We start from the raw sequence: 12,826 nt of genomic DNA, 5'->3' as shown, positions 1-12,826 counted from the left end.
ATTCACAAAAAACTAACCAAGAAAAAGTGAAAGTTTGATTCAGATCACATTTGTTAAACTGGGTTGTGAAAGTGTTAAAAGATTAACATTTTGTTGATTATTTTATTACTACAATGGCGCCAACTTAATTGGGAAACTCACTATGAAACAAGAATTACCAAGATATAAAAGAATTTTAGAGTACTTAGATGAATATGATGTTGCCAATATCAATTTACTATCTAATTTATTTTCCGTTTCACATATGAGTATCAGACGGGACTTAAAACTTTTACAAGAAAAAGGATTAATCAAAGTATCGTATGGAGGTGAAATAAAAAGAAGTTTTTTAAATGGCACCCCCCTATATAACATCAAACAGAATAGATTTTCTGAAGGTAAGAAAAGAGTAGGGAAAATAGCGGTAAGTTTATTACAACCAGGGATGGTAATTTTTATTGATGCAGGAACAACGATGCGTGAATTTGCCTTGAATATCAATGTTCCAATTACAGTGATTACTTTAGATTTACATGTGGCTTTGGAATTATCTTCCCGGCCAGAAGTAAACACGATTATTTGTCCTGGTGAAATACAAACAACAAATGCGTCAGCTTATAACACTCAAGCCATGAAGTATCTATCAGAGCAGGTTATTGATTTAGCCTTTATTGGTGCGGATGGTTTTAATCTAGAAGATGGTGCATTGACCACTACACAGATTAAAGCTGACTGTAAATGGATGGCATTATCTAGATCTATTCAATCGGTTCTATTGGTTGATAGCAGTAAATTGGGGCTTAGATGTCGTTTTAAAATCTGCGATTTAAATCGATTTAATTATCTTATAACTGAAAAGCAATTTCCTAGTAATTTTGAAAAACAATTAATAAAACAGGATATTAAATATATTTATTAAGTGATGTAACTAATAGTTAGTTAATTTTGGTAGATGTATAAAAAGTTCATTTATTGAGCTTAATTTTTGAGAGGAAGCAAAAATATGAAAGTTGCCGTTGTAGCTGATGATTTGACAGGTGCTAATGCTACCTGTGCTTTATTAAGCAAAAAAGGGTTTAATGCAATTACATGTTTAGAAAAATTTAATGAAGATCTTTCTAGATTTGATGTGATTTCATTTGCAACTGATTCACGTTCAATACCTTATAAAGAGGCGTATTCACGGGTTGTCGATTGCATAAGCCAGTTTAGCAAATATCAACCTTTAATTAGTAAACGTATAGACTCCACGCTGCGAGGTAATTTAGGGGCAGAAGTTGATGCGGTTATCGACAATGATCCTAATCTAATGGCTTTAGTTGTACCTGTGTATCCATCTAGTGATCGAATTTGTGTTGGCGGATCTTTATTAGTTAATGGTATCCCATTACAGAATACAGCAATGCGTAATGATCCTAAAAATCCGATGACGGAGTCTTCAATTTTAGAATTATTTCGTTGCCAGTCTCGATATCCAGTCTCACATATTGCTCTCAAGGATGTTTTAGAAGGTAAAGATAGAATTGAGCAGCGTTTAAAACAAATATATCAACAAGGTGGTCGAATTGTCATATTTGATGCGACTACGGATACTGACATTAGTGTGATAGCGCAAGCAGCGAATAATGTTAATTTGCCTGTTTTTTGTGTTGATCCGGGGCCATTTACTGCCCAATTTGCTGATCTACGTTATTCATCAGAACGAAAGATGGCCAACAAAGTGTTTGTCGCAATAGGCAGTGTGTCTGATCTTACTCAAAGACAAATAAGAAAATTGAAATATGACCGAAAAGTTTGGTTAGAAACGATATTGGTTGATGAATTGATAGAAATTTCTAAAGACATCAAGAAAGCTAAACCAATTGTAGATAAATTACTGGAAAAGGTTGATCAATTTGATGTGATCGGCATTGATACCGTTGAAATGCCAGAGCATGTTTGTGATTTAGCTAAGTTAGCTGCTAGCAATAATATGAGTATGAGTGAAATTAGTAATACCTTGAATCAGGCTATTGCCGAAATAACTGCTCAAGTCTTATTCCACCCTGAATCTATTATTAGAGGTATTTATACCAGTGGTGGAGATGTCACTGTAAATGTTGTAAATCGATTAGGAAGTAGTGGTTTCTTACTTAAAGATGAAGTTGAGCCATTAACGGTTTATGGACACCTTGTCGGAGGGAAATGTGATGGTTATTCGATAGTAACAAAAGGTGGATTTGTCGGTAACGATAATACTTTAGTTCATTGTATCGACTATTTGAGTACCAAGATTTCATCACATGAAAGCATGAAGCATTAATACCTTATAACTGGTTCAACTTAGATAAAACAACATAAGTTGAGCAAATTTTGAGTAATTTTAAAGGAGTAATAAATGAAACGTCGTTGTTTAATCGGAGTTCCTATGGGCGATCCGGCTGGTATAGGCCCTGAAATTGTCGTGAAAAGTATTGCAGCACCAGAAACATATGAATATGGATGTGTACTGGTAACAGGCGATAAAAAGGTGTTAGCTGATGCGTGTAAGTTTTCAAAAGTAAACTTACAAATTAATGAAATTACCGATCTAACTCAAATACAAGATAAACCTAATGTATTGAATCTTATTCAGTGTGGCGAATTAAATTATGAAACGTTTAAAATTGGCCAAATTGAAGGACAATGTGGTCAAGCAGCATTCAACTATATTAAAGTTATCACTGAGCTTGCTATGGAAAAAAAACTTGATGCCATTGCAACAACACCTATCAATAAAGAATCCCTTAAAGCTGGTAATGTTAACTATATTGGTCATACCGAGATATTAGCAGATCTTACTGGCAGTCAAGATCCACTTACTATGTTTCAAGTTCGAGATTTAAGAGTATTTTTCTTAACTCGTCATTTAGCATTGGTTAAAGCTATTGAATCATTAACGCCAGAAAGAGTCTGTGATTATGCAATTCGTTGTAACGATGCATTGGTTAAATTGGGGATCAATAAACCGAGAATGACGGTTGCCGGTATTAATCCACATTGCGGAGAGCATGGTCTTTTTGGTCATGAGGATGATGATGTTTTATTACCAGGTATTGAAATGGCTCGTAAACAAGGGATTGATATTAATGGCCCTAAACCAGCTGATAGTGTTTTCCATTTTGCTATGGGTGGTGGCTATGATGCTGTTTTATCTCCGTATCATGACCAAGGTCATATTGCAACAAAAATGGTTGATTTTCATCGTACCATTTCTATCACTAATGGAATGCCGATTCTTCGCACATCTGTTGACCATGGCACAGCAAATGATATTGCCGGAAAAGGAATCGCTAATCCAGTAAGTTTGATTGAGGCTATACGTTTAGCTGCGCTATACGCACCAAATTTCAAACGTTAATAAGTAGCTATTCTTACTTATAACAATTTATTTTTCGGTAATGATTATGTCATTATCGAAGGAGGGTTTGCATATGTCTAAAAAAGAAAATAATAATAAATCACTTTATCCTTATGTCTTATTAAATGGCATTATTTTAGTGGTTGTCGGATTAATTGTTTTTTATCTAGGAAGTTTACATAGCATTGAAAAGAGCAGCTGGCGAATGGTTGCCGGTCTACTTGTTGCAATTACTTTGTTACTATTTATGATTTTGAAAACAAGAATTCAGGCATTTCCTGCATTGATTATATCCGCTTTAATTACTGGCTCACTCGGTGGTATGCCTGGTGAATTTATGATTGCAACGATTAGTAAAGGCTTTGGTAATACGCTCGGTAACATAGGGATCGTTATTGGCTTTGGCGTTATGATGGGGTCAGTTTTGCAGATGAGTGGTGCAGCGCAAAAAATGGCTCAAGTTTTTATTAACCTTTTAGGAAAAGGCAGAGAAGAGTTAGCATTAGTCATTATCGGTTTATTAGTGAGTTTGGCTGTATTTTGTGATTCAGCATTTATTGTTCTATTACCGTTAGTGAAAGCTATTTCGCGTAGTACCGGTAAATCTGTAGTCGGACTTGGTTCAACATTGGCTATGGGACTTGTTATAAGCCACAGTATGATTCCACCAGCGGTAGGACCATTTGGTGTAGTTTCACAATTTGGTATTGGCCTTGGTGAATATATGCTATGGGCAATGGTTGTTGCTATACCTATTACTATTGCTGGATTTATTTATACTCGCCATGTTGGTCGTAGTATTTATCAAATTCCTACGGAGGATGGTGAGAATTTTACCCGTGAACGTCTAACAGTTACTTCGCAAAATTTAGAAGATGATCAACAATTACCAAGTGCATTAGCATCGTTTGCACCAATTGTCACTCCGATTATTTTGATATTAACCGCTACTTTAGTAAATGAAATGAAATGGGATAATTCTATTGCCATTATGTTAAAAACAATTGGACACCCAATTGTAGCTGTGGGCATTGGTTTATTAATTGCTATCATGGCATTAACTAACTCATTTCCTCGAAAAGATGTTGTGCATCAAATGGAAAATTCAATTCGTTCTGCTGGTATTATATTGCTTGTTATTGGCGGTGGTGGCGCATTAGGAATGGTGTTACGTGACTCAGGAACAGGTCAAATTATTGCTGAATATATTGTAAAAATTGGTGTGCCTGGTATTTTGTTACCATTGACAATTTCAACTTTGATTCGCTTAATTCAAGGTTCTGGTGTAGTTGCCATGATTACCGCAGCAAGTATTACTGCACCAATGATTGGAACATTGGGGGTAAATCCGATTATGGCTGGATTAGGCTGCTCTATTGGTTCATTTATGTTTTCTCATTTCAATGATGCTTATTTTTGGGTAGTGAATCGTTCACTAGGCGTTACTGAAGTTAAAGAACAAATTAAAGTTTGGAGTATGACAACTACCGTACTTTGGGCTGCAGGAACAGTGACATTATTAATTGTTAATGCCATTTTCTTCTAAGAAAATAGGGGAGTGTAAAGGAATATGCTTCCCCTAATCTTTTCTCTAAATTAGTTGTTATTAATTTTTGCGGTAACTAAAATATACCTTGCCAAACTGAGATAGGGTTCAGTTTGGCAAAACTGTTTTTCAATTTCTAATAATTGCTTAAAATGTGTTTCGGCTTTTGACTTATTGGTTAAATAGTCATGAAATAATCGAATACCTATTTTATTGATGATCTCAAAATTTTGTTGGTTCAACCATTGATATACTTGATTTGGATCTCGAGGATAATCGGGAGATAAGGTTTTCTTTTTACGTTTATTAAGACCGGCTTGAGTATATCCAAAATTACCTAAAGTCACTGTTTTAAATAATAGCCCGTGATAGTTATAGAACATTAATGACAAATAACCATCTTGTTTAAGATATTGTTTTAGCGACTGTATTATTTGGATTGGATCGGCTACCCATTCTAAAACGGCATGACAAATCACAATATCAAATTGTATTTTAATGAATTGCTTTAGATCTTGAATAGGGCAATGAATAAAATTTAAACTTAGATTTTCTTGTTCGGCTTGCTTTCTTGCTAATTCCAGCATTTGCTCGGAAATATCACAAACAGTAATGTTATGACCTAATTTTGCTAGTCGACAAGCAATCTGACCTTGTCCACCGCCTGCATCTAAAATAGTTAATGGTTTATTCGATGGATAGCTAGCTAATATATTTTCTAGCTCTTGCCAAACGATAGCTTCTCGAATCTTACCTTTGTTTGTGCCATAAATGTTTTTGGCAAATTTATGGCTGATATCATCAAAATTACGATCAATTTTTGTCATAGTATAGAGTTATTATTTCAATTATTTGTTATTTAATTTAGTCACTTCTAAATTAATTTGGGCAATTTTTTCTGACATCAATTGATAGCACTGTTCCATTAATATTCTAGCATCTTCTTTACGTAGATTTTGGGTTTCGATTGGCGGAAGCATCTCAACGATCATATGGCCATTATTAAGGCGGTTAAGTTTTATATTATTGGTATCTGATACGCAAATTGGCACAATAGGAACGCCAGCGGCTATAGCAGCTTTAAAGGCACCAGTTTTAAATGGTAATAATCCGCGTCCACGACTTCGAGTACCTTCGGGGAACATCCATATAGATATTCCTCGTTTTTTTATTTCGTTAACAACTAAGTTAATGGTGTCTCGAGCTTTTGATTTATTATTACGGTCAATCAAAATATTGCCTGTTAAGTAATAAAGTTGTCCAAAAAAGGGAATCAAAGCAAGGCTTTTCTTACCCACTGTAACGGTTTTGGGTTGTACAATGTCAGCAGCAACCACCATATCATAGTTGTTTTGGTGATTAGCAATAAATACGCAACTGCCTAAATTGTTAATATTTGCTTGTCTACGTGTATCAACCTTTACACCTAAAATTGGTTTGAAGAAAAAACTAAAAAGATGGGCAAATCTAGCCACATTTTTAGGGTTACGAGGATTGAATAAACAAAAAATAACGCCTAGCACACAAGTTATAATACCAATAAATAACACACTGATTAAGCGAAAAAGAAAAACCATAATTTACCTCATAAGTTAACTTAGCGTATTATATACGTAATCTATATGAATATACAGTTTGTTAAATATCGCTTAAAGGATGTTTATGCTCGAATCAACTATCATTTGGGATGATAATCAAATTCCACTCTCTCGTTACTTTGATGATGTCTATTTTAATACTGACGGTGCAGTAGATGAAACTCGTTATGTTTTTATTGAAGGGAATTGTTTATATGAGCGATTTTTACAACATCAGCAAGAGACTTTTACTATTGGTGAAACCGGTTTTGGTTCAGGTTTAAGTTTTTTAGTTGCTTGGCAAACTTTTAAACAATTTAGACAGAAAAATCCAAATAGTAATTTGAAAAAATTGAATTTTTTTAGTGTTGAAAAATATCCTTTATCTGCCAGTGAAATATCAAAAATTCATGATAAAGTTATTAATAGTGAAGATTCTTTATCTCCATTAGCTAAGCAATTGCAAGATTTCTTAATAAAATCCGATGTTGGCAGTTTAGATGAAACGAATTTATTGATATGTTATGACGATATTAGCTGCTTTGCCGATTTCCTAGTTCAACAAAATAGTTTAATTGATGCATGGTTTTTTGATGGTTTTTCGCCAGCCAAAAATCCTGATATGTGGAATGAATCTCTATTTAAACGTTGTTATCAATTAACGAGAGAGAAAGGAACATTTGCAACTTTTACCGCAGCTGGTTTTGTCCGACGTAATTTAATTAATGCTGGATTTAATGTTGAAAAACGGAAAGGATTTGGTCTAAAACGTGAAATGCTAATCGGCCAAAAAATCTAAATTAGTTCGCCAATTTAACTTTTGGCGAACTAATACGAATTAATTAATATTAATTAAACTCGAATTGATAGATAAGATCTAGTGTTTGCGCAATACCAGAAGCTGCTTCGACATATAAATTTGGCAATAAACGATAACGTAAGGTAAATGTAGCTAGTGAGTCAAATATACCTACACCATATTTTAGCTGTAGATGAGGTAATATATAACCACTTACAACCACTTTTGAATTATTTCCTGCCCCTTGAGTATCTAAAGAGAGATTCTTAATGCCAAATGCATTACCTATATCACCGATAAATTGTCCTGTTTTGGCGGTTCCAACACCAACTAAAAACGCTGTCATCATATCATTATCACTTTGGTCAGAACTATCAAGACCTTGACCGCGAATTAGATAAGAGAGAGCTTCTTGTTGTGACATAGCCGGATCGGAGAAAATCTCAATTTTAGGATCTGTTGATGATCCCTTAACTCGGATACCTGCCGTAATATTACTGTTATCCATTGCTTCAGGATTACGAATGGCTTCTATTTCTAACATAGCTTGGTCCGTTGGACCAGAAAAAGTGATAATGCCTTTATTAATGATTAAGTCTTGACCATAAGCATGAAATCGACCGTTAGGAATTAATATTTCACCGTGTAAGTCTAGTCCTTTATTTGTCTGTGTTGCAATGAGTTTACCTTTTAATGAGGCTTGCAAACCAAAAGCATCTACAGTGACTTTATCACCGATATTGATTTCAATATGGCTATTAATTTTCATGCCAAATTTTTGTGCTTGAATCTGTTTGTGGTTTCGATCCAACATGACTTCATCTGGTGACACATCAATACTTGACGGTGGAAGCGAATCAACAGTGATTTTACCTTTAGGAATTGAAACTTTACCAAGAATTGTCAGTTCATCTTGTGTTGCTTCTATTTTAATATCTGGAATGACTGACATGACAATCATTGGTGGTACAGTGACATCCATGGCCGCACCATTAACATTTAAGGTTGCTTGCCATTTTTCCAAATTATTCCAACTGGCTTGACCATTAATATTAATATTACCTGACTTAGTGGCTAATATTCCTTTCATTGTTGAAGTTTTACCATTGAATTTAATATCAAGCATAGCCGATTTGATATCGATTGGTAATTGGCTAGATTTTATGTCACTATGTTTTAAATTGAAACCACCGGTTAAACTAGGATCGATTAAAGAACCGGAAAATTTAACCATACCATTGATGGCGCCATTAGCATATTCATCTTTACTTAATAGCGGATTGATAATTGCTAGGGCTAAATTATCGATATTGAGTTGGCCACTTAAATCTTTCTTCCCAGTTGGATCAATTATTGAAAGATCACCATTTATTTTACCTAATTTATTTAAACCAAAACGCCAATCTAATTTAGCTTGTTGTTCATTAAAATCTGCATTGATATTAAACACATCAAATGGAATTGGCAGAGCTTGATTATTGATCATCTGTTTAATATAAACTCTATTACTGGTTATATTGGCTTTGATACTTGGAATTTTGCTAGCATCATTGAATTTAATATCTGCTTTGCCATTAATAAAACCATCAATTTTTGTTTCACCATCAGTAGGTATTGGTAATTTAGCAAGATCAATATCTTTTAGTGTTATAGTTGTCTGGTTATTGTTAGTTATTGATAACGATTTATCTAAACAGATACTAGAATTATTGCTACGCCAACAATGCGCACCTATAGTTGGAACGTGGTTAGTAATATCATAAGATAGAGAGATAGGTTTAGCTAATTGCCAACGATTATTATTAGCTAATGTAAGTAAACTATGCGGTATATTTGCGGTCCATTTGTTCTGTTGTTTATCTAATTGTCCACTCAATGATGTTACCATCGATAATGGGCTACCTTCAAAATTTATGTTTAAAGCGTGGCGAGCTTCATTACCTGATAGTTCAATATTAGCTTTTTTAATATTTTGGTTAGCGATATCGATATTTTGAGCAATTAGCTTCAATTGCCCGCTAAGTTGATCGTTGTATTGGATTTTGCCTGATAGATTTGCTTTAGCGATTGAAATATTTTCATAATTTAAATCGTTAATATTTATATTGTTTTCAATAACAGGTGAGGCTTTATTACCTGTCATTCTAATATTTCCTATGATGGCGCCATTTAGATTATCAGCTAATAATGACAAAGACTTTAAATTAAGTTGGCTATTTAAATTACCTTTGTCAGTAGAACCACTAATATTTAATTGGTTTTTGCCCCAAAGCATAGTTAGATTTTTGGATACTAAAGTACGATTAGAATCGATAAATAGATCGCCATTAGCTGAAAAATTAGCTTGTTTTATGTTACCTTTTAATTGTATATCAGGAATCTTTAATTGCCATAAATCACCTTCGAGCATACCCGAAGTTTTTAGTTGACCGGCTAAGCGAATAGGAAAGGTTGGTAACTCTTTAGTTATATCAACATTATTAAGTTTAACACTAGCATCCCATTTAAGAGCTTTTTGCCAATCTAATTGACCGGTAAGATTAATATCACCTTGTGGAAACTTAATATTGGCATGCTCAAAAGAGGCAGATTGGTTGGTACCATCACCAATAATATCAACAGAGGTATCAGGTAAGTCATCTCCCTTAATCAAACCTTTAGCAAGCATATTATATTTTTGTGCATTGCCATTTAAGCTTATAGCAAAATTATCAAGCTGATATTGCGGAGTTCCCTCAATTGGCCATTGGATATGTTTACCTTCTAGTTTTGTAATTAATGGTAAATATTTTTCAATAAAATTTATCTGCCCTTCAATAGCAATTTGATTTAACCCAGCAACATGAGTATAAGTTGATAATTTACCTAATAAGTGTCCTGAAAACTGCCCATTAAGATGATTTTTCTCTGTATCGGCCTTAACATAAGCAAAAATAGGCCAATTATCACCTAAGGTTATTTCACCTGATACATAAGCATGACCACTCGAATAAGGTGTTATTGCATTGGTGTCGACATGTTTAACCATAATATGATTATTAATCATCTCTGTTTTGATATTCACTTGATTGAAATGATAATCTTGCCCTGCAATGTGTAATAACCAATTGTTCCCGGTTAAACTTGTAACATTAATATCGAGTGGAATACTAACTTGTGGCAGTGAGTTTATTAAAGGTTGATTAAATAGTTGCCTAATTTGTTGGTCAAGCGGTAGATTATCATCTATCTGGTTATTAGACTTTTTTGCAGGATAATCTGCAAATATTGCTTGTAAATCCATAGCAATAGCAGGATATACATAGATTTTTTCATTGACCCAGTTAGCTTTGCCTGTAAAGTCTGACATACCAAATTGCATATCGTTAACTTTTACTATGACATCTGAAATATGGGTTTGTTTTAATTCAATAGGTAATGGTGTTTTAATTATTTGTCGTTTTTCTGACGTTGATTCATCAGGTGAAAGTTCTATTTCGTCAGTATTAATTACAACATTAACCCCATCAGCATCAAATTGTTTAACACAAATTTTTGTCTGTATTAAACATAAACCAGACAATTTGAATGTTGCATCTTTCACCTGTACATTGACACCAGGTAGTTCAAGTGACAGTCCTTTAATATGTAAATCATGGAATGTACCTTCAACTTGTGCTATTTTTAATTCAGGTAAATATTTATTAAGAACATAGGTTGTTAGTTTTACACCTAAAGAGGTGTAAATCATTAAAATTATAAACGTGATAAGGAAAACAAAAATGGAAAGCACGACAATGCTACGTTTTTTCCATTTACGTATTCGTTTTATTTTTTCAGCCTTTTTCGCTCTTATTGGATTTTTTGCCATTTTATAGTTCGCTTCCTAAACCAATATATAGGTGTATTGAGCCTTTATCTTTTTTATTTAGTGGTGTTGCTAAATCAAACTTAATTGGCCCAACAGGAGAAGCCCAGCGAATACCTAGGCCGGTACCGGTATAAAATTTAGCTGTATCGACTTTATCTATTGCTTCTCCAGTATCAACAAAAGCAGCACCCCACCAAGAACCGGTTAGGTTGTATTGGTATTCCGCTGATCCTGTGATCATTTTTGAAGCCCCCTTAAGTTTACCTTTTTTATCTTTAGGTGAGATAGATTGATAGCTGTATCCACGAATACTGCGATCACCACCAGCAAAAAATCTAAAAGAAGGTGGCACTCTATCAAAGTTACTTGCTTGAATAATGCCGAAATTACCTCTAGCTATAAAACGATGTGATTGTTTAATTGAACGAATCCACGTTTGTTGGGCTTGAAAACGGACTAAATTAATATCAGATCCTAACGATTCGGCAGCGCCTTCAACCGAATAACGTTGAGAGTCGCCCCACATAGATAATAAATTACCGTCATTACGAATACGCGAAATACTAAGTGATGGATAGTATAAAAAGGTTTTAAAACTTGCATCCCCTTGAGTAAAGTCGTCATGTAACATATTAAAACCTAGAGCTGTTTGCCAACCATCAAAGTTATCCCAATTACGCAGAGCACCTAAGGTATAAGAGCGCGAGTAGGTATCATTATTATCAATTTTTTTATAACCACCTTGAATGGTATAGTATTGTTCAATAGGTGATTTTTTCAAAGGTATTTTATAACTCATCGTAATAATTTGCTCAGGTGATGATAGAGATAAATTACTTTGAAAACTATGTCCTCGGCTATTGATCCAAGGTTTATTCCAACCAATTTTACCATGCACGCCGTTATCTGTTGAAAAACCTAAACCCAGATCCATGGCATTTTTTTTACGTGGCGTGGTTACCACATCAATAGGTAACGCTTTGTCTGCTGTTAGATTAGGAAAATCCGGTGTAACAACCACTGAGTTAAACCAGTTTGTTGAACTAAGGCGTCGGTTTAATAATGATAGCTGTTCAGCCGAATATTCATCCCCCTCTTTAAAAGGTACGATGTTGGCAAGATAATCTTGGCGAATTTTTGCGTCTGGAAATTTAACCTCGCTAAACTTATAGCGTTTACCGGTATTAAAATCGATATTCCAAAAAGCTTGATGATCGTATTGAGATACAGCTAATTGATGGGTTGGCATTTCAGCATCAAAATAGCCTTTTTTTAATGATAAGCTTTCTAAGCCTTTTTTGAATGCTTCGTAAGTGCCATGATTTAAAATTTCACCGATTTTAGGCAGTTGTTTAGCTAATAATTCTTGAAAATCTTTATCTTGTTTACCTTCACCATTAATATTAATATTTAATTGTTTAATTCTAACCGGTTCGCCAAGTGATACCTTAACAACGAGGATTTTAGGATCACTTTCGTCGTAACTAAAAGTAGGGGAATAATACCCTAATGCTCGGAGGGCTTTTTGTGCTTCACTTTCAAAATATCGCTTAAAACTAGACGAATTATTGATTTTATCTGGTGTGATTAACGAAATGCGTGCATCAACGTTTTCCGCAAGTTCTCCCGACAATCCTTTAATTGATAACTTCATATCGGCATAACTTGATGTGGCTGTTACCATTAAAAGTATGCA

Annotated in this window: 9 protein-coding genes; 5 read left to right on the top strand and 4 right to left on the bottom strand. The window is 34.2% G+C overall.

Translation table 11 applies throughout. From position 1 onward, the window contains the following. The first annotated feature begins 142 nt into the window (after positions 1–142). The 4 genes from AC5LWZ_RS08225 (at position 143) to AC5LWZ_RS08210 (ending at position 4,904) form a co-directional block, all read left to right on the top strand. Positions 143–898 (top strand): DeoR/GlpR family DNA-binding transcription regulator, encoded by a 756-nt coding sequence (locus AC5LWZ_RS08225; RefSeq protein ID WP_086360826.1) that lies wholly within the window; start codon positions 143–145, stop codon positions 896–898. A gap of 84 nt (positions 899–982) precedes the next feature. Then, a complete protein-coding gene (locus AC5LWZ_RS08220; RefSeq protein WP_198247767.1) occupies positions 983–2,281 on the top strand; it encodes a four-carbon acid sugar kinase family protein in 1,299 nt (432 codons plus the stop codon). A 75-nt stretch (positions 2,282–2,356) separates the two neighbouring features. Next, a complete protein-coding gene (gene pdxA / locus AC5LWZ_RS08215; RefSeq protein WP_065651908.1) occupies positions 2,357–3,358 on the top strand; it encodes a 4-hydroxythreonine-4-phosphate dehydrogenase PdxA in 1,002 nt (333 codons plus the stop codon). 205 nt (positions 3,359–3,563) lie between these two features. Next, positions 3,564–4,904 carry a GntP family permease gene (locus AC5LWZ_RS08210; protein ID WP_363317448.1) on the top strand — a complete coding sequence of 447 codons (1,341 nt, stop codon included), beginning with the start codon at positions 3,564–3,566 and terminating at the stop codon, positions 4,902–4,904. A gap of 50 nt (positions 4,905–4,954) precedes the next feature. Here AC5LWZ_RS08210 and cmoM read toward each other — a convergent pair whose 3' ends face one another. Both cmoM and AC5LWZ_RS08200 read right to left on the bottom strand, forming a co-directional pair. Beyond that, on the bottom strand, positions 4,955–5,731 hold the full coding sequence (gene cmoM, locus AC5LWZ_RS08205; protein WP_198200185.1) for a tRNA uridine 5-oxyacetic acid(34) methyltransferase CmoM: 777 nt from the start codon (positions 5,729–5,731) through the stop codon (positions 4,955–4,957). 21 nt (positions 5,732–5,752) lie between these two features. After that, positions 5,753–6,481 carry a 1-acylglycerol-3-phosphate O-acyltransferase gene (locus AC5LWZ_RS08200; RefSeq protein ID WP_198200183.1) on the bottom strand — a complete coding sequence of 243 codons (729 nt, stop codon included), beginning with the start codon at positions 6,479–6,481 and terminating at the stop codon, positions 5,753–5,755. 85 nt (positions 6,482–6,566) lie between these two features. Between AC5LWZ_RS08200 and mnmC2 the strand changes: the two genes are divergently transcribed. Then, positions 6,567–7,280, top strand: coding sequence for a tRNA (5-methylaminomethyl-2-thiouridine)(34)-methyltransferase MnmC2 (gene mnmC2, locus AC5LWZ_RS08195; RefSeq protein WP_294882367.1), 714 nt, complete (start codon positions 6,567–6,569; stop codon positions 7,278–7,280). A 49-nt stretch (positions 7,281–7,329) separates the two neighbouring features. Here the strand turns inward: mnmC2 and tamB are convergent, their stop codons facing one another. Both tamB and tamA read right to left on the bottom strand, forming a co-directional pair. Further along, on the bottom strand, positions 7,330–11,130 hold the full coding sequence (tamB, locus tag AC5LWZ_RS08190; RefSeq protein ID WP_493463454.1) for an autotransporter assembly complex protein TamB: 3,801 nt from the start codon (positions 11,128–11,130) through the stop codon (positions 7,330–7,332). 1 nt (position 11,131) lies between these two features. Next, complete coding sequence (gene tamA / locus AC5LWZ_RS08185; RefSeq protein ID WP_181414675.1) at positions 11,132–12,814, bottom strand: autotransporter assembly complex protein TamA; 1,683 nt, start codon at positions 12,812–12,814, stop codon at positions 11,132–11,134. Between the last annotated feature and the right edge of the window lie 12 nt (positions 12,815–12,826).

This window comes from Gilliamella sp. LMG 34362, from assembly GCF_984569125.1.
The sequence above is the reverse complement of the archived record's forward strand: the minus strand, read 5'-3'. Positions and strand labels throughout refer to the sequence as shown.

Bases quoted from the DNA above. Each gene is read 5' to 3' on its own strand.
- AC5LWZ_RS08220 (WP_198247767.1), top strand. From the start codon at position 983: ATGAAAGTTGCCGTTGTAGCTGATGATTTGACAGGTGCTAATGCTACC.
- AC5LWZ_RS08200 (WP_198200183.1), bottom strand. From the start codon at position 6,481: ATGGTTTTTCTTTTTCGCTTAATCAGTGTGTTATTTATTGGTATTATA.
- pdxA (WP_065651908.1), top strand. From the start codon at position 2,357: ATGAAACGTCGTTGTTTAATCGGAGTTCCTATGGGCGATCCGGCTGGT.
- mnmC2 (WP_294882367.1), top strand. From the start codon at position 6,567: ATGCTCGAATCAACTATCATTTGGGATGATAATCAAATTCCACTCTCT.
- tamA (WP_181414675.1), bottom strand. From the start codon at position 12,814: ATGGTAACAGCCACATCAAGTTATGCCGATATGAAGTTATCAATTAAA.
- cmoM (WP_198200185.1), bottom strand. From the start codon at position 5,731: ATGACAAAAATTGATCGTAATTTTGATGATATCAGCCATAAATTTGCC.
- AC5LWZ_RS08210 (WP_363317448.1), top strand. From the start codon at position 3,564: ATGGTTGCCGGTCTACTTGTTGCAATTACTTTGTTACTATTTATGATT.
- tamB (WP_493463454.1), bottom strand. From the start codon at position 11,130: ATGGCAAAAAATCCAATAAGAGCGAAAAAGGCTGAAAAAATAAAACGA.
- AC5LWZ_RS08225 (WP_086360826.1), top strand. From the start codon at position 143: ATGAAACAAGAATTACCAAGATATAAAAGAATTTTAGAGTACTTAGAT.